Annotated in this window: 9 protein-coding genes and 1 pseudogene; 5 read left to right on the top strand and 5 right to left on the bottom strand. The window is 66.5% G+C overall.

Features of this window, described 5'->3' with window-relative positions:
- Positions 1 to 235: 235 nt before the first annotated feature.
- Complete coding sequence (locus DD559_RS08620; RefSeq protein WP_116468811.1) at positions 236 to 1,393, bottom strand: YdcF family protein; 1,158 nt, start codon at positions 1,391 to 1,393, stop codon at positions 236 to 238.
- Positions 1,393 to 3,894, bottom strand: a complete 2,502-nt coding sequence (locus tag DD559_RS08615; RefSeq protein WP_116468810.1) for a TonB-dependent receptor — start codon at positions 3,892 to 3,894, stop codon at positions 1,393 to 1,395. The genes DD559_RS08620 and DD559_RS08615 overlap by 1 nt, the downstream gene beginning before the upstream one ends.
- 121 nt (positions 3,895 to 4,015) lie before the next feature.
- Here DD559_RS08615 and DD559_RS08610 point away from each other — a divergent pair, with 121 nt between their 5' ends.
- From DD559_RS08610 to DD559_RS08605, 3 genes and pseudogenes are all read left to right on the top strand, one after another.
- Positions 4,016 to 5,149 (top strand): ROK family transcriptional regulator, encoded by a 1,134-nt coding sequence (locus DD559_RS08610; RefSeq protein ID WP_116468809.1) that lies wholly within the window; start codon positions 4,016 to 4,018, stop codon positions 5,147 to 5,149.
- Between the two features lie 85 nt (positions 5,150 to 5,234).
- Positions 5,235 to 5,345 (top strand): annotated as a pseudogene (locus DD559_RS20470) (IS5/IS1182 family transposase); the annotation flags it as partial.
- Positions 5,346 to 5,465: 120 nt separating this feature from the next.
- Positions 5,466 to 7,037, top strand: a complete 1,572-nt coding sequence (locus tag DD559_RS08605) for a family 43 glycosylhydrolase (RefSeq protein ID WP_116468808.1) — start codon at positions 5,466 to 5,468, stop codon at positions 7,035 to 7,037.
- A gap of 87 nt (positions 7,038 to 7,124) precedes the next feature.
- Here DD559_RS08605 and DD559_RS08600 read toward each other — a convergent pair whose 3' ends face one another.
- Positions 7,125 to 7,688, bottom strand: coding sequence for a beta-L-arabinofuranosidase domain-containing protein (locus DD559_RS08600; protein ID WP_116468807.1), 564 nt, complete (start codon positions 7,686 to 7,688; stop codon positions 7,125 to 7,127).
- A gap of 71 nt (positions 7,689 to 7,759) precedes the next feature.
- Here DD559_RS08600 and DD559_RS08595 point away from each other — a divergent pair, with 71 nt between their 5' ends.
- Entirely contained in the window at positions 7,760 to 10,687 is a 2,928-nt protein-coding gene (locus DD559_RS08595) for a TonB-dependent receptor domain-containing protein (protein WP_165831059.1), read from the top strand.
- A gap of 318 nt (positions 10,688 to 11,005) precedes the next feature.
- Positions 11,006 to 12,733, top strand: coding sequence for a DUF6055 domain-containing protein (locus DD559_RS08590; protein WP_116468805.1), 1,728 nt, complete (start codon positions 11,006 to 11,008; stop codon positions 12,731 to 12,733).
- Here the strand turns inward: DD559_RS08590 and DD559_RS08585 are convergent.
- Positions 12,648 to 14,396 carry a peptide-N4-asparagine amidase gene (locus DD559_RS08585; protein WP_240610178.1) on the bottom strand — a complete coding sequence of 583 codons (1,749 nt, stop codon included), beginning with the start codon at positions 14,394 to 14,396 and terminating at the stop codon, positions 12,648 to 12,650. The two genes, DD559_RS08590 and DD559_RS08585, sit on opposite strands and share 86 nt — an antisense overlap.
- Positions 14,397 to 14,479: 83 nt before the next feature.
- Positions 14,480 to 17,341 carry a M16 family metallopeptidase gene (locus tag DD559_RS08580; RefSeq protein ID WP_116468804.1) on the bottom strand — a complete coding sequence of 954 codons (2,862 nt, stop codon included), beginning with the start codon at positions 17,339 to 17,341 and terminating at the stop codon, positions 14,480 to 14,482.
- Positions 17,342 to 17,442: the final 101 nt, after the last annotated feature.

The raw sequence follows: 17,442 nt of genomic DNA, 5'->3' as shown, positions 1-17,442 counted from the left end.
GGTCCTCCTCGATCTTCGAGAAGCCCTCGGAGTCGCCGCGCCAGCTGTCCGGCAGCGTGGCCGATGCGGCGATATAGTCGACGTAGCGACGCAGGAAGGTGGGGCCGCCTTCGGGTATTGCCTGGATCGCCGCGCGGTCGATCACCGCATGCGCCGTATGGCCCCAGGCATGGGCGACGGCGGGACACAGCAGAGCGGCGGCGGCAAGGGCGAAGCGGCGCATGGCGGTTCCTTGTCAGGGGTCGAGGGGATCGCGCGGATCGATGCGCTCCGAAGCGCGGGCGGCCACGAACACCAGTTCCGTCGGCGATATCCGGCGAACGACACGGCCAGGCTGGTAGCCGAGTTCCGCCGCGTTGCGTTCGGTGAACTTCGCGCTTTCGATATAGGCGCTCTGCATTGGGTTGCAGACGATCACCGTCTCCCGTTCCATCGGCACGCCCATCCGCGCGAGCAGCCGGCTGGCGTTGCGCAAATTGGTGGTTGTGTGGCGGGCATAGGGCTCGCTGACGATCGCGTCGGCGGGGATGCCATAGCGTTCGATCAGCGCCTTGCGCATCTCATCCGCTTCGGTGAACGGCGTCGCGCGGGGGTGCGCGCGGCCGCCGGTGACGAGGATGAATGCGATATCGCCCTGCGCAAATCGCTGCGCGGCAAGGCGAAGATGATATTTCCCGAACGGGCTGAGCGGTTCCCCCTCGATTTCCGGGCCGACGCCGGTGACGATCATCGCGCTGTAGCGATAGCGCTTCCAGTCCAGCGTTTTCGCCCGCGCCATCGCTGCGGCGTTGGCGCCGCCGCTGAGCGGCTCATGGCCGATCGCGTCGGTGCGGTCGCTCACGTCGAGCAGGGCGAGCGCATAGTCGATGCTGGGATCGAGCGGCTGGGCTGATCCGGCGCGCGGTGTGCCCGCGATCCACTCGGCGGCCTGGAGGCGCGCCTGATGGTCCCGCGGTGATATCGTGCCGGGACCGTCGATCGGGTTGCTGGGGCTCACCCCCAGCGCATAGAAGCGCAGGATCTGGTTGATGCCGGCAATCTCGCGGTCTGCCTGCGCGGCAGTGCCGTCATCGGCGGATGGCAGGCCAGGGAGCGCGGCGACTGCCCGGCGCAGCGTCTCCGCTTCGCTATCGTTCCACAACAGCGCCTGGGCGCGGCACGGCAGATCCTGTCCGCATGCGGTGCGGCGGTTGCTGCGTGCCCGCAGCACCTCCGCCATGCCGGGGGCTCGGGCGATGCGATCGAGTGCCGCCGGGTCTTGCCCGGCGGCATCGAACATCGGGAATAGCCGCGCCGACAGTGCCGTCATCACCCCGTCGTCAACCGCCCCGGACGAAGCCGGGGTGGCGAGGGCAGTCGCGGCAAGCGCGGCGGCGAAGGCGAGCGTCCGCATCACCAGCTGCGGCTGAGGATGAAGCGGAAGTTGCGGCCGAACAGCGGGCGGCCATAGATCGCTTGGCTCGTGCCCTGGCCGGCGAACTGGTCGGTACGCGTATTGCCCTCGGTCAAGCCATGCGCGTTGAAAAGATTGTCGCCGACCACCTGGAAGCGCCACCCACCCCAATCGAGCGAAGCGCCGCTGCCGATCGTCTGATAGCCCGGCATCGCGGTGCGGTTGAACAGGTCGACATAGCGCCGGCCGACCCATTCGAAGCGCCCGAAGATCGAGACCTTCTTCTCGCCCAGCTCGAAATCGAAGCTCGGCCGCAGATTGCCGAAGAACTTCGCCTCGCGGATGATCTGCTTGCCGTTCACGGCGCTGGGATCGGCCCCCGAATTGTTCTGGAGATTGGCGTATTCCGGGTTCTGCCAAGTCACCGAACCGTCGAGCGAGAACCAGCGGATCGGCACCACGCGCCCATCGACCTCGACACCCTTCACCGATGCTTCACCGATGAACGGCAGCGTTTGATCGTTGCGGCCGGTCTGCGGGTTGAACGCCGCGAACGAGGCGTTGAACGGGTTGAACTTGGTGTAGAAGCCGGTGGCATAGAGATAGTGCGGGCCGAAGCTGGCCTTGACGCCGGCTTCATACTGGCGGGCCTTGGTCTTGACGATCGTCGGGTTGATACTGCTGACCACGCCCATCTGCGGCGGCACCTCCAGGTTGGAGAGGCGGCCATAGACGCCGAAATGGCCGGTCAGGTCGTAATTGACGCCGACCGTCCAGTTGGTCGCCTTGGGCTTGAGGCGTTGGTCGAGCAATTGGCCGGTGAAGCCGCGGGTGGTGTCGTCCGCCAGCGTGGTCGCGTCGCCCAGATTTACCTGGGTCGTCGGCAGCGCATAGCCCTTGTAGCTGTAGCGCTCGGTGCGGATGCCGGCGTCGACGCGTAGGCCACGCGTGATGTCCCAGCTGTCATTGGCGTAGACCGCGATCATTTGGGCATCGGCTTTGCCCTGATTGAGCGTGGTGGTGTAGCGCAGCACGCCGTTCTGGGTGACCGAACCCAGCACCTGGCCGGTCGCCGAATAGGCGAGCAGATCCAGCGTGCGCGGCTGGCTGCGCACTTCGATCAGCATGTCCTGATAGGCCTGGAGCAGTGTGTTGCCGTAGAAGCTGCTGTACACGCCCACCCGCACATCATGGGTGCCGATGCCGGTTTCGAACTTGCGGGTTACGCTCAGGTCGCCCTGCACCGAGTAGAAATCAGATTCCGACGCGCGATACTGGCCGGACATGATCAGGCCGGATGCGGTGGACGGATCATAGGCGGTCGCCCCGTTGGTGCCCGCCAGCGCATAGCCGAGCCGGGCGACATTGGGGCCGAAGGCGGTGCGCGCGGCGTTCAGATAGCCGGCGGCGAAGGTGGTCGCGTCGGCCGGGTTGGTGGTGGAATAGAAGGCGTCGAAGCTCGCCTTGCCCTTGGTGCCGCCGATCTTGGCGGAGACCTGCCAGCCGTCAAAATTCGCCTCATACTCCGCGGCGGCGTTGAAGAAGCGCATGTGCCGGCCGTTCGAAAGGTCGCGCTGCATCCCCTGCATATTGCCGGCCCCGTCGCGATATTTGATGTTCACCGCGCGAAGCGAGGGAGAGTTCAGCGTGCCTTCGAAGAAGTCGATATAGTTGTTGAGCGATACCGCCGGATTGCGTGGATCGTTGGTCGGGATCGGCAGGTAGAAGACGTTGTGGTCGTTCACATATTCGGCCGAGACCTTGACGAAGCCGGTATCGAACACATGCTTCAGGTTGGCGCGGATCTGGCCGCCCTTGTCGCTGGGGAAGCCAGCATAGCGATAGCCGTCATGCTGGCGCAAAAAGCCGCCGATCGCGAAATAGGTGTTGTCGCTGATCGGGCCGGATTGCATCGCGTCGAGCCGGTACAGGCCGGTATCGCCCAGCGTCAGCTGTGCCTTGCCGCGTGCCTGGGGGCCGCCGGAGACGGTGATGTTGTTGGCGATCGCCGCCGCGCTGCTGGCATAGATCGGCGCCGGGCCGCCGCGCACGATCTCGACCCGCTCGGTCATCAGGTCGTAGCGGTTCATGCCTTCGCCGGAATTGAAGAAGACGCCGTCGATCTCGTGATAGAGCGGCAGGCCGTCCTGCTGGAAGATCAGATAGCCGCGATCGGTGGGAATGCCGCGCACGCGGGTTATGTTCTGCACTTCGCCGCCGGTCGCTTCGACCTGGATGCCGGGCACGGTGCCGAGCAGATCGGCGAAGCTCTTCGGCGCGATCTTCTGGACGTCGGCCTGGCTGAGCGAGTTGATCGCGTAGGAGATGTCGAAGCGGCGCTGCGCGCGCGCCGAGCCGGTGACGATGATGTCGGTGCCGGCGTCTTCGCCGGTCTGGGCTGGATCGGCGGCCGGCGTGTCGGCCGTCTGGGCGAAGGCCGGCGCGGCCGCGATGCCAAGCGCGAACAGCGCACAGCCAACGGCAAGATATTGCTTCTTCATCGAATTGCTCCCCGTGGTTCTTTGAACTCGAGGCGCCGATGCGCCGGACGAATGACATATTTATTTATTTCCTGCGAAATAAATCGCGGAACCTGTTGCGCGCTGCTATCGAATAGGCGCGATGCGATACCCACCGCTTAGGCTGCTCGACGAGGAGAAGCGCCTGTTATGGCAGCTGCGCACGCGCGGCCCGCAATCGCGTTCAGCGCTGGCGGACACGCTGCAGATCAGCAACAGTGGCATCTCCAAGCTGACAAAGGCGCTGATGGGGCAGGGGCTGATCGACGAACTCCCCGCCGAGACGCTGGCGGGGCGAGGACGGCCTAGCGTACCGCTCCGCATTTCGCCCGCCGGCGGCTATGCCGTCGGGGTGGCGATCTACGCCGGCCTGCTCGAGATCGCGCTGGTCGATTATGCCGGTGGCGTGATTTCGCTGACGTCCGAGACGATCGAGCCCGTTGATCCGCAGCGCTTTGCCCGTCATGTCGATCGCCGCATCCAGGAACTGGCGATTGAGCATCGCCTGCTGGGCAGCCGGTTCTACGGCGTCGGCTTCAGCGTGCCCGGCCCGGCGCTGTCGCGCGATGGCAATCGGTGGCACGTGGTTCGTAACCTGCCGGGGTGGAAGGACACGCCGCTGCGCGATGTTTTCGCGGACACGCTGCGGTTGCCGATCTGGATAGAGAATGACGCGACGGCGGCGGCGCTCGCCGAATATTATCTGGGTGGGTTGATCCGCCGCTGTACGACCGCGGTGGTGATCCTGCTTGGCCACGGCGTCGGGGCAGGGATCGTGCACGAAGGCCGGCTGATGCGCGGTGAATCGGGGGGCTCGGGTGAGATAGGCATGTTCTATCCGGGCAACCGGCCGCGCCCGACGACGCTGGACCTCATTGCGACATTGCAGGCGGCAGGCTGCACCGTCGAATCGCTGGCCAATTTTGCCGAGGCGATTGCGGGATACGAACCGGTGATCGAAGATTGGATGGAGCGCGCGGCTGATCAGCTATTGCAAAGCATTAACTCAGCGCTGGCGTGGTTCGATCCGGGCGCGATCCGTCTCATGAGCCCGTTGCCGGCGGCGATCATGCATGGCCTGGCCGACCGCCTCAACCGCCGAGCGATCACCTGGGGCGCCCATGTCGCGGACAGCGAGAAGGGGCGGTACGACATCGAGATATCAAAGCTGGGAGGTGCTGGCTCGGCCCTTGGTGCCGCGCTTCTGCCGATTCACGCTTCGATTGCGCGCGCGTAGCGGGAGAATGCGATCGAGAAGCACGATGTGAAGCTCCATGCGCTTGCCGATGCAATCGGCCGCCCGTTGAGCTTCTTCACGACTGCCGGCCAGGTACGACAAGCGGCGCTATCGGCGACCCAGCCGCATTGGGATCATGTTCGGCCGCCTCCCGGCCGCATTCCTCTCCGCCATCGCCCCCGCTGCCAACGTATGATGGCAATCTGTATATCATATATTGAAGTTCTAAGGACGCCCCTTACGGTGCGGCAGGGGGAAGACGGCGGGGTTTCCTCGCGCCACCAGAAAAGCGGATAGGGGGAGGAGCATCCACACAATGCCCAGATACAAACGATGCATCGCGCCGTTGGCGGTCATGCTGTCGGCGTCCACTACGGCGCTGGCACAGACGGCACCGTCGCCCCGGAGGGTGCACAGCGCCGGCAATCCCATCCTGAGCGACGGACGCACCTATTCGACCGACCCTGCACCGCTGGTCGACGGCGATACGCTGTGGATCCTGGCGGGGCGCGACGAAGCGCCGGACGGCGTCAACGACTTCATCATGCGCGAATGGCAGCTGCTGTCGACCAAGGATCCGGCAAGCGGCATTTGGCAGCATTATCCCGCCGTCGCCCGATCCGAGGCGGTGTTCGCCTGGGCGGAGCCGGGGCGGGCCTATGCGGGGCAGGTGGTGCGCGGCGTCGATGGTCGCTTCTACCTGTACGCCCCCGTGCTGGAGCGGAACAGCGATGCCAAGGACGGCTTCGCGATCGGCGTCGCCGTCGCAAATGCGCCGACCGGACCGTGGCGCGACGCGCATCCCGCCGGGCCGATCGTGTCGCAGCGCGTACCCATCGCCAACGACATCCAGAACATCGATCCCACCGTGCTGGTCGACGACGACAAGCGCGTGTTCCTCTACTGGGGCACCTTCGGCCAGATCCGCGCGATGGAGCTCGCCGCCGACATGATCACGCCCAAGAGCCCCGAGCAGCGGATCACCGGCCTCACCGGCTTCTTCGAGGCGCCGTGGCTGATGAAGCGCAAGGGCGTCTATTACCTGCTCTACGCCGCCAACAATGCCGGGCCGGACAGCGCCTGCACCCCTGCGGTCTATTATGCCTGCCAGGCCTATGCGACGGCGACCTCGCCGCTGGGCCCCTGGACCTATCGCGGCGTGCTGCTGCGACCGGTCTCGTCGACCACCTCCCATGCCGGCGCCGTGGAGTTCAAGGGCCAATGGTACCTTGCCTACCACACCGCCGACGCGGTGGGCGGCGGCCATTTCCGCCGATCGGTGGCGCTGGACCGAATGACGTGGGACGACAGCGTCTCCCCCGCCGCGATCCAGCTGGTCACGCCCACCCGCGCGCCGCGCCCGCCGGCACCGCCGACCCGCAATCGTGCGCTCGGCGCCTTCGCCACCGCCTCCAACCTGCCGCTGCCGGTGCAATATTGGATCGGCGCGCTGAACGACGGCATCGTGCGCAGCGCGCCGCTGCCGCCGGACATGTGGGGCAGTTGGACCGGCGCCAATCCGCCGCGCCCCTGGGTGGAATATCGCTGGGCAGCGCCGGTGACGCTGACCGAGAGCCGGATCCGCTTCTTCGCCGACCAGCCCGCCGGATCGGGCGAAGGCGTCGCACCACCCGCGGCCTGGCATCTCGAATATTGGAACAAGGGCTGGAAGCCCGTCGCCGGCGCCCGCGGTTATGGCACCCGCACCGACCGGTTCGAAACGGTGCGCTTCCCCGCGATCAGGACGCGCTGCCTGCGCGCGGTGTTCGACGCGTCGAGTCATGGCGGCAGCGTCGCCGGCGTCGGCGTGGAGGAATGGGAGGCGCTTGCGCCGGACGCGGCCCCGCCCATGGCAAAGCCGGATCGCGCGATCGCACCCTGCGGCTGAATACCAGGCCAGGCCGATAGCAGCGCGGGCAGCGGGTTCTCCCCGCCGCCCGCCGCCGGATGCAGGGAGCGCAGCGCTCCCCGACGCTCAGGCGATATCGGTCAGCCAGACCACCGAATCCGGTGAGGGCGCTCGCGCCGGCGCCCGCTCGACCGCCACCCCGCCGGTGCCGCTGTTGCTGGCCCCCGGCGCATATTCGCCTGCGCCTTCGCCCCGCGGGAATTCGCGAATGGGCATGCCGGTGCGCTTCGCCCGCGCAGAATCGGGGATCGCGATCATCGGCGTGCCCTCCCGCCACGACCCGCGCTGCACCGCCATCGGCAGGTCCAGCTCGATCCGGTCGCCGGGGTGCCATTCGCGGGTGAGGACCGCATAGCCCTTCTCGATGCGGACCGCGACCGGCGTGCCGTCGACGAGCAGGCGATGGACGCCGGCGACCGCCGGTTCGGCGGTGCAGAGCGCGCTGGGCGCCCGATCCGGCACGCGCACCCGCACGGTGAAATGGCGCGGATCGCGCGGGGCCTGGGATACCGGCTGGTAGCGGCAGCAGCAGTGCGTGATCCGAATATAGTATAATATATTTGCCTGAACCGAGCGGTTGCGATAGCCTTGGTTGTCACAAAAAGTCTGTTTGGGGAAACAGCATGACATATCAGTGCAAATGGGGGCTCTTCGGCGTATCGTTCATTGCCATGGCATTTTCGGCAACGGCATCGGCACAGGTGCGAACCGCCGATTTTCCGCAGGCGGAAACGACACCTGCCCAGGTACCCGAAACCGATACCGCAGCAGACACCCCGCGCGACGCCAGCGAGATCATCGTGACGGGCACCCGCATCGTCCGTCCCAACAATGTCAGCAACGCGCCGATCACCACCATCGACTCGACCTATCTGAAGGAACGTGGCCTCGCGCGGATCGAGGACGCGCTGGCGCAATTGCCGCAGGTAACCCCGATGCTGGGCCTGCAAGGGGCGAGCTGGACCTCCGGTTCCGCGCCGGTCGGCCTGCGCCGGCTGGGGGCCGGGCGTACGCTGACCCTGCTCAACGGGCAGCGCATGGACAATGACGTCAACATCGTGCCCGGCGCGCTGATCGACCGCATCGACATCCTGACCGGCGGCGCCTCGGCGGTCTATGGGTCGGACGCGATCGCGGGCGTCGTCAACTTCATCATCAAGCGCAAGTTCGACGGCATCGCCTTCGATGGCGAGGTCAGCGGATTCAATCACAACAACAACAGCAAGCTGCTTTCGGATATCGCGAAGACGGCAGGCTATCCGTCGCCCAGCGGCTATTACCTCGGCGGCGGAAACTATTTCGCCTCGCTGGCGGCCGGCAAGACGTTCCTTGGCAACCGCCTCAACATCAGCGCCTTCGCGACCTACAAGAAGGCGGACCCGATCCAGTTCCGCGATCTGGACACCACCAATTGCCCGTTGCTGATGTTCGATCCGGCCAACCGTGAGGCAGGCAACACGAAATGGTCGTGCGACGGCACCACCTACAACCCGTATAACTATTTCTACGCGAAGGGTCAGGACCTGACCAACGCCAAGGGCGGGGTGCGTGCCTTCCGACCCTATAGCACTGCCGACGAGGTGCGTATCCAGCGCGTCGATTCGATCCAGCGGCGCAGCGAGACGGTCAATGCCGGCGGCTTCATCACCGCCGATCTGCCGCTGGGTATGCGGTTCGGCGGCAGCTTCCTGTTCAGCCGCGTCACCGAGCGCGGCCGCAACTCGGTCGATGGCGGCCTGTGGACCCCCGAGGCGCCGGTCAATTGCGACAACCCGTTCCTCGGCCCGCAACAGGCCGAGGTGATCTGCGGGCCGGCAACGGGCACCACCGCGCTCAGCGATCCGATTTCGCTGTCGCTGTTCCGCCCCGGCATGTTCATGAACTTCACCAACGACACCACCGACTGGCGCGGCGCGCTGACCTTGTCGGGCAAGGTCACCGACAAGATCCGCTTCGAGCTCAGCTATCAGAAGACCCGCAATATCCAGCACGGGTTCGCCGACCATCAGTGGCGTCCCGACCAGGATCAGCGCCTGGCGCGGGGCCTGCAGGTGCGCAACGTCAACGGCATACCCACCTGCCTGTCGAAGATCGACGGCACGGACCCCAGCTGCCAGCCGATCGACGCCTTTTCGTCCAACGTGTCGATCAGCGATGCGGTCTATACCTGGCTGAGCGACACCGGCAGCCGACGCCAGCAGAATGATCTGCAGGTGCTCAACGGCGCCGTCTCGGGGACGCTGGAGGATTATGGCCTGAAGAGCCCGCTGGCCGCCAACGGGATCGGCTTCGCGGTCACCGGCGAGTATCGCAAATACCGGAACCAGTCGCAGGGCTTTGGCGCCTGGTCGAACTTCACCACCTTTGACGGGCGCACCAGCGTTCGCGAGCTGGGCGGCGAAATCGACATTCCGCTGATCGAGAACAAGCCGTTCTTCAAGGAGCTCAGCGTCAACGGCGGCTACCGCATCTCGGATTATGACGTCTATAACAGCCTGGTCCGCAGCTGGAAGGCGGAGGCGAGCTGGGCGCCGGTCGCCGACCTGCGGTTCCGCGGTAGCTACAACCGCGCGGTGCGGGTGGGCGTGCTCGAGCGGCTGGAGGGCGAGAACCGCTATCCGAACGTCGCGATGCTCGATCTGTGCGCCCCGCCGCGCGCCGCATCGGACGGCAAGGGCGCGACGCGCTACACGTTCGAACAATGCTCGATCGGCATGACGCGCGCCCAATATGATGCGTTGACCACCTATACCGGCTGCGATTCGAGAGGCTTCTGCCCAACGACGCTGATCAACGGCGGCAATCCGGACCTGCAGCCGGAACGCTCGCGCAGCATCACCGTGGGTACGGTGATCCAGCCGCGCTTCCTGCATGGCTTCACCGCCACGATCGACTGGTATGACATCATGATCCGCGGCGCGTTCGAATGGACGCGCATCGATATGGCATTCAACCAATGCTATGGTAACAAGGTCCAGTTTTTCTGTCAGTTCTACAAGCGCGACCCGCAGACCGGTGTGCTGAAGGTGGCCGATGCCCGCTATAATAATTCGGGCTATACTGCGACGCGCGGCATCGATTTTTCGACCAACTATGCGCTGGATCCCGAGCGGCTGGGCATCGCCGATCATCTCGGCACGTTCAACCTCAACTTCAACGGTACGCTGACGACCAAATATGAGCGCCAGTTCGCGCCCGGCAACACCCCATGGTCGTGCCTCGGCTATTTCGGATTCGCCTGCGGCGATCCGATGCCGCGCTGGCGCCATGTCGCGGGGCTGAACTGGCGGTTGCCGTGGATCGAGGGCGGGCTGGGCTTCACCTGGCGCTACACCGGCGCTACCCGCATCTCGAAGCTTTCGAGCAACAAGGTGCTGGCCGCCGCGCCGGGTGAGACCTATCCGCTGGCCGACCGCATTCGGCCCTTCAGCTATTTCGATTTCAACGCCAACGCCACGGTGGTGAAGGGGGTCGAGCTGCGGTTCAATGTCCAGAACCTGTTCGACAAGGATCCGCCGCTGATCGGCTTCGATACCAACTATGGTATCGGCCAGTATTTCAACACCTTCCCGGCCTATTACGCGGTACGCGGACGGACCCTCCGCGTGGGCGTTTCAGCCCGCTTCTGACGCACCGCGCTGCCCGGGATTTCGATTCCGGGCAGCGGCTGGCGGTGCATTTTCATGCGGCGTCCGCCTGCATCTTGTTGGCCGGCAACTTGCGCACCGTGACGGTCCGATCGTCAGCGCGGGCTCGGTCGCGACGTCCTGATAGGCCATCTAGCCTTGCCGCGCGCGGCGGGGCGCCATTTGGCGGGCGTTACGGCTTTTCCGTCGTGCCTTGTCCTATCGCATATCGGAAGGTCGCGCGGGGTATCGTTCGTTATGGAGCGGCGGCACGCGCGAAGGGTGTGGGGAACGATGCGCATGAGGCCGGGATTGCGATGGATGGCGCTGGTGTCGGTGCTGGTCGGTACGGCGTCGTTGCAAGCCAGTCCCGCCTTCGCCGCTGCGCCGGGCGGGTGTCGTAGCCACACGACGCTCGCGCCATGGGGGCGCTATCCGTTGCGACGCTGGACCCCGATCCGGCCTGTCCGCCAGCCCGCGACCATCGACGATGATGGCGGCAATCGCGAGGGGCTGGCGATCGGCGCGCCGTTCCGTGCCCGGCTGGTCCAGGCCTATGGCGTGGATGATGGGGACGCACGGCAAATCGTCGAGATGGTAACGGCGGCCGGTTGCTACCGCGCGTTTCGGGCGGATTCCTTTGCGGCCGCCGATCGCGCGTTCGTCAGCGCGGAACAGGCGCGGCACCCCTACGCCGCCGACCCCAATCTATATGCGACCGTGCCTGATCCTGCGCAGGTCCAGCCCGGCGACCGGGAGAGCGGCAGGATCGGCGCCTATGAGACGCAGCATTTCGTCTTCTGGTATGGCACCAATCCCCAAGGCGAGAGCTATGCGTGGGTGCGGGCGAGCGGGCAGGACTGGCCCACGTTTCTGAAGCGCGCCGGTGACTGGGCCGAATGGGTATGGCGGATGAGCCGCGCCCTGACCGGCGCACCGATGCCCTATGCCGAAAGCCCTGCGGGCGAGCGGCGGCGCATCGCCATTTACCTTTATGGTACGGGCCGCCCGCATGTCGATGGCGGTGACCTGACCGTGCATGGCGCCAATGCCTCGCCCAGCGTCTGGATCAGCGCACAGGACATGGCGTTCGGGTCAAAGACCTTCGCGCATGAATTCGGCCATGTCATCCAATTCTACTCGGGCGGCTTTCGCGGCGGCACGACCGCCGGGCCGGTCTGGGAAAGCGTCGCAAACTGGCTGGGGCATCTGCTGGTTCCGGGCAAGACGACCTGGATTTCGCATTACGGGAACCACCTGTATCTCGGTGCGGTCTGGCCGGTGGCGCGCTACGGCGCCTATCCGTTCATCGACATGCTGTTCGAGGACGCGCGGACGCGGCCGTTGGTCTGGGGGGCATGGCGCCACGATCGGCGCATGCCGACCGGCGACGGGGCAGAGGATTTCCTGCCGGCGGTCGTGCGGCTTGGGCAGGCGTCGGGTGCCTATCCCAAGGGGATGCGATCGTTCGCCGACGATATGGGCTGGTATGGCGCGCGCCTCGTGACGCTCGATTTCCTGAACCAGCGCGCCATGCTCGATGCGGCTGCGGTCATGCGGTTCCTGTTCGGCGGCACCCGCTGGGCATCGCTGCTGCCGGGGGATCGGCCCGGTCGCTACGTGCCCCAGCCCGGCCTGCTGCTGCACCAGTTCGGCAGCGACTTGATCCCGTTGACCGTGACCGGAGCGGACGGCCGTGTCTCGGTCCGGCTGACCGGCGGTACGGTTGACAAGGACGCGGCCTGGCGTTTCGCCCTTGTCGCGGTGCGGGGCGGGACGGAGCCGACCTATTCCACGCTCGGCGCGGTCGAGGGTCGAGGCAGCGCGGTTATCACCTATCGCGCGCTCCGTGATGCGCGCCTCTTTCTGGCAGTGACGGCAACGCCCGGCGTCTACGAACCCATCCCCGGCGGCGACGAGGCCAAGCCGACGGCGGGCGCGCGCTTTCCCTATGCCCTGGATATCACCGGTGCGACCCCGCGATTGAAGGGCGATGTCGACTGCGCGATGCCGCAGATGATCGTTCCGGGGCAGCCCCGCGACTGCTGACGGGTGCTTCGTTCACCGTCGGGTGGGCGGTGTCGTTATATGTCACGCTGTCATCCGTCACGACGGCTTCGACTTCGCGCCGCTGTCCCGTCGCATCTTCGACCAGTGACGTGACGCGGACATGGTTGGGCGTCTGCAAGGGCGCGGTGAACAGCGAGAAGCTGGGGGCGAAGGTCGTTAGCATCTGTGCCGTGCGGCCGTTGTCGGGGCCATCGCCGCTGATCATGCGCTCGCTGGCCTGTGCGATCTGCGTGCCGTTTTGTACCCCATAGAGCGGCGGCTGGATGCCGATGTCGATGGCCAGCGTGTCGCGTTCGGCGATGCGGCGCCGCGATGGCGTCGTGCCGCGCGTCGTGACGGTCATCGTCTGGCGCGCAACATAGCGCTTGTTCGACACGCCGGTGTCGCGGGTGTTGGTCAGCCGCTGGTCGAGGTCATAAGCCACGCGGGTGACCACGCGACCGTGCGGGGTGTCGATATAGCCCTCGACACGATCGGCGCGCGTGGCGACCGTCTGCACCGTGCCGATCGCGCCCGGCCCGCGGGGCGCGCGAAGCTGTCGCGTGACGATGCGCGCGGGGGCGAGCGTATTGGCGGTCAGCGCGCCGGTCACCACCGGACGGGTGGGATCGACTGTCCCGATCAGCGTGCCCGACACGCGGAAGAACGTGCCGGCGGTCGGCATGGCAAGCGCGATCAAATGCGGCATGCCGTCGTTGAGCAGCGCGGCGAATGGCGTGAGGTCGACCCGGGCGGGCGGCAGGTTCAGCGCGCGCAGGGCGGGCACGCGTCGCCACAGGCCGGGATTGATGCCGCCGGTGAAGACGTCGGGCTGGACCGAGCGGACGCCCGCGAGCCGTCCGTCGATCCGTACCTCCACCTCGCGATACGGTGCGTCGCAGGGCGGCGGCCCGAAGACGTTGCGCTGGGCGAGATCGCCGGGCGCGCAATCGTACCAGAATTCCTCGCGCTCCTGCCCGATGGCGAAGAGGTCGATGGCCAGTCGCGTCAGGTTGCGCGGGAAACGGATCGTGCGTGACACCAGCGGCTGTTGCGGGTCGAGCCGCGACAGCCCGGCTGTCACCGGCAGGACCACGCCGTCCGGGGCGGGCGCCTCGCCAGCATAGAAGACCAGACGGGCGCCCCAATGGACATGCGCATCATGGTCCTTGTCGAGATAGTTGACCAAGGTCGCCCGGCCGTCGCTCGGCGTGCGGAGCAGCGCGGCATAGTCGGTCACGTCGCGGGCGACATGCCAATGCGGGGCATAGGTCTCGCCGGGCTCCATCGTCGTGCCGAGGAAGAGGGTGGCACCGCCCAGCGTCAGGTCGGCGGAGCGGTCGAATTGCGTACCCGTGGTGACGTCGAAGTCCGCCTCCAGCACCACCTTGCGCCACGGGCCGGGACAGTCGGCAGGCGGGCGGTAGGCGAGTGGCAGGGGTTCGTCGCCCTGGAACTCGCGCCGGTCGAACAGGGTGACGGTGCAGGATGGGCCGGTGGGGCGGGGCAGCGGCGGGCTCAGGTCGACGACGGCGTTGCCGATCGGCCGTGGTGCGGTCTGGCCAGCGGCGGGTGTGCCGACGCTGGCCGACAGCCAGGCGGCGACCAGCGCCTGCCCCATGATGCCGCAAAGGCGGATGCGCGGCGTATGATCGATGTCCACGGCCTGTCCCATGTCAAAAGAGGAGCGCGTTGGCGCCGATGGCCGCCCGGGGCGAGGCAGGATCGGCCCCGCCCCGGTGCGCCTCAATGCTTGGCCAACACCTGGGCCGGGGTCACCACCTCGATCGGCAGGCCCAGTCCTTCCAGCTGCGGGCGGATCGTCTTGGCATCGCCGACGACGGTCCAGACCCATTTGGCAGGTTGCAGATACTGCCGCATCGCGGCGTTCGCGTCCCGCAGCGCCACCGCGCGGATGCGCGCGTCGAAGGTGCTGAAGAAATCGTCCGGCCAGCCGTTGCGCTGGAGCATGGCGGCAGCGGCCATCACTTGCCCGCCGAAACGGAACGAGGCGACATTCTTGCGCAGCGTGTTGGCGACGGCCTCGTCGAACTCCTCCTGCGTGATCGGCCGGTCGGTGACGATCGCGTTCAGCTCCTTCTGCACTTCCTTGATCGCGGGGCCGACCTTGTCCGGCTGCAGCTGCACCTCGACCTGATAGCTCGACCCCAGGTCGTCGACGTCGAAATTGCCCGACGCGCCATAGGTCCAGTGCTTGTCCTCGCGCAGGTTCATGTTGATGCGCGAGGTGAACTCGCCGCCCAGCGCGATATTGGCGAGACGCGGTGCTACGCCCTCATAGCTGCGCGGCATGTCGACCAGTTGCCCGCCCCCCAGAAACGCCTGGACCTGGCCGGGCATGTCGACCAGCACGATCTTGGGCGGTCCGGTGACGAGCGCCGGACGCGGATCGAGCGCGACCGGGGCGGGGCCGCGCCCTTGCACGCTCCAATGGCCCAGCGTGGCGTTCAGCTTTGGCAGGAGCGTCGCGAGCGGCTCGTTCGAGACGATGACCAGCTTGGCCTCTTCGGGGCGAATCCAGCGACGGAAGGCCGCCTCCAGATCGGGGCGGGTGATGGCGTCGACCTCGGCCACGCTGGGCACCTGCGATGCCTTGGCGAGCAGCGTCCCGGGCGCGAGCGCTTGGGTGAAGGCCGTGCCCAACAAAGTGCCGGGGCTGGTCGGCGCGGCCGTGACGCGCGACAATTCCTGCCGCCGATATTCCTCCAGCCGATCCTGCGGAAAGTCGGGACGGGTCAGCATCAGCATCATCGTGTCGAGCGTCGTGTCCAGGCTGGCGCTGGGCGCTGCGAACGAGACGCCGGAGTCGGTGTTCTGCGCGCTGCCGTAGATCGCCGCGCCGGTCCGTTCGCGCAGCTGCTTGAACCAATGGTCGTCATGGCCGCCCGCACCTTCGTCCAGCATCTGGAACATCGCGCGGATCGTGCCGGGCTTGCCGGCGGGATCGTCGACGCTGCCCACGTCGAACGACAGTTCGGCGGTGGTGAAGGGGACGGCCTCGTGCCGGACGTAGAGGACGGGAATGCCGTTCGCCAATGTGGCGTGCTGCACCGGCGGGAAGCGGGCGGCCTGGGGCTCGCCGACACCGGGGATGGGGCCGCGCGTGCCGCTTTGCGGGGCGACGACGGCGGTCTTGGGCGCGTCGGGCACTTCGGCCCCTGCGACGCTTTCGTCGCCCGCCGCGATCATGCGCGGTCCCGGGACGATCATGCCGCGATAGCCCGGACGGCCCAGCCACTTGCGCGCATCGGCCATCACCTTTGCCGGGGTCAGGGCGAGATACGCTATCAGGTCGTCCTTATATTTGGCGGGCGAGCCGAGCACCGAGTTGGCCTGCATCAACAGGCCGCCGCGCGCCTCGATCGTCTCGTTGTTGCGGACCGCCGGGATGATCCGCGTCGCCATGTAGCGCGCCAGCGCATCGGCGGACGGCGTGCTGTGCAGGAACTGGGCGATCGCGTCGTCCAGCGCCTTTGCCGCGGCTTTCGGATCGACACCCTGCCGGACCGAGCCATAAATGGTGAATTCACCGACGCCGCGATAGGTCGTGTTGTCGGCGCTGAGATGGTTGAACAGCTTGTCCCGGCGCACCAGCTTGTCGAACAGCGGCGCGCCGTCGATGCCGGTCATCAGGCCCGATACCGCGTCGAGCGAGAAGTTCGCCGGGTCGCGCCCGCCGGGCACGGGCCAGGTCCGTGCGATCTGTGCCGTCGAGACGGGGCCGGTGAACGACTGGTCGATCGGCGCGTTCAGGACCGGCGGCTCGGCGGCGGGCGGGGTGATCGCGCGCCCGCGCGGAATGTCGCCGAAATAGCGCATCGCCTTTTCCTTCGCGGTCGCCAGGTCGATATCACCCGCCAACAGGAGCGTGGCGTTGTTGGGGCCGTAATAGTCCTTGAACCATTGATGCACGTCGGCGAGCGACGCGGCGTTCAGATCCTTCATCGATCCGATGACGCTGTGGCCATAGGGGTGCGAGGCGGGATAGATCGCGCTGCGGCGGCTATAGCCCAGGATGCTGGCGGGATTGTTGTCGTTGTTGCGCTTTTCGTTCTGGACGACGCCGCGCTGCTCGTCGAGCACGCCTTGGGTGATCGCGCCGAGCAGATGCCCCATTCGATCGCTTTCCACGAACAGCACGCGGTCCAGGCTGCCCGTCGGCACCGCCTCGTGATAGTTGGTGAAATCATAGCCGGTGCTGCCGTTGACGCCGATCGACCCGGCGTCGCGCAGATATTTGAAATAGTCGCCCGGCGCATTCTCGCTGCCGTTGAACATCAGATGCTCGAACAGATGGGCAAAGCCGCTGCGCCCCGCAGGTTCGAAGGTGGAGCCGACGGCATAATTGATGCTGGTATAGACGATCGGCACGCTGTGATCGGTGAGGACGATGACCGTCAGGCCGTTGGGCAGCGTGAACGTCTGATAGGGAATGGTGAAGTCGCGGACCAGCTTGACGAGCTCCGCCGGGGCGGTGTCCGATCGCGATGCCGTGGTTGCCGGGCTGTTCGCAGTTGGCGTGGCCAGCGCCGGAACGGGGGCCAGGAGCAGTGCCGTACCGGCCATCAACATCATACGCAGGCTCATCGACTTATCCTTGATCGGTTGGGTAGGCACTGGTCGAACGACGGTTCGGCAATGTGACACGGGTGCGGAACCGTCGTGGAGCAGGACAATCGGGGGTGGGA

The sequence above is a fragment of the Sphingomonas pokkalii genome, assembly GCF_003096275.1.
GTDB lineage: Bacteria > Pseudomonadota > Alphaproteobacteria > Sphingomonadales > Sphingomonadaceae > Sphingomonas > Sphingomonas pokkalii.
This window is presented reverse-complemented; position numbering and strand designations above follow the sequence as displayed.

Excerpts from the sequence above, each read along its gene's own strand:
- DD559_RS08615 (WP_116468810.1), bottom strand. The coding sequence starts at position 3,894 with ATGAAGAAGCAATATCTTGCCGTTGGCTGTGCGCTGTTCGCGCTTGGC.
- DD559_RS08605 (WP_116468808.1), top strand. The coding sequence starts at position 5,466 with ATGCCCAGATACAAACGATGCATCGCGCCGTTGGCGGTCATGCTGTCG.
- DD559_RS08600 (WP_116468807.1), bottom strand. The coding sequence starts at position 7,688 with ATGTCATGCTGTTTCCCCAAACAGACTTTTTGTGACAACCAAGGCTAT.
- DD559_RS08610 (WP_116468809.1), top strand. The coding sequence starts at position 4,016 with ATGCGATACCCACCGCTTAGGCTGCTCGACGAGGAGAAGCGCCTGTTA.
- DD559_RS08620 (WP_116468811.1), bottom strand. The coding sequence starts at position 1,393 with ATGCGGACGCTCGCCTTCGCCGCCGCGCTTGCCGCGACTGCCCTCGCC.
- DD559_RS08590 (WP_116468805.1), top strand. The coding sequence starts at position 11,006 with ATGGCGCTGGTGTCGGTGCTGGTCGGTACGGCGTCGTTGCAAGCCAGT.
- DD559_RS08580 (WP_116468804.1), bottom strand. The coding sequence starts at position 17,341 with ATGAGCCTGCGTATGATGTTGATGGCCGGTACGGCACTGCTCCTGGCC.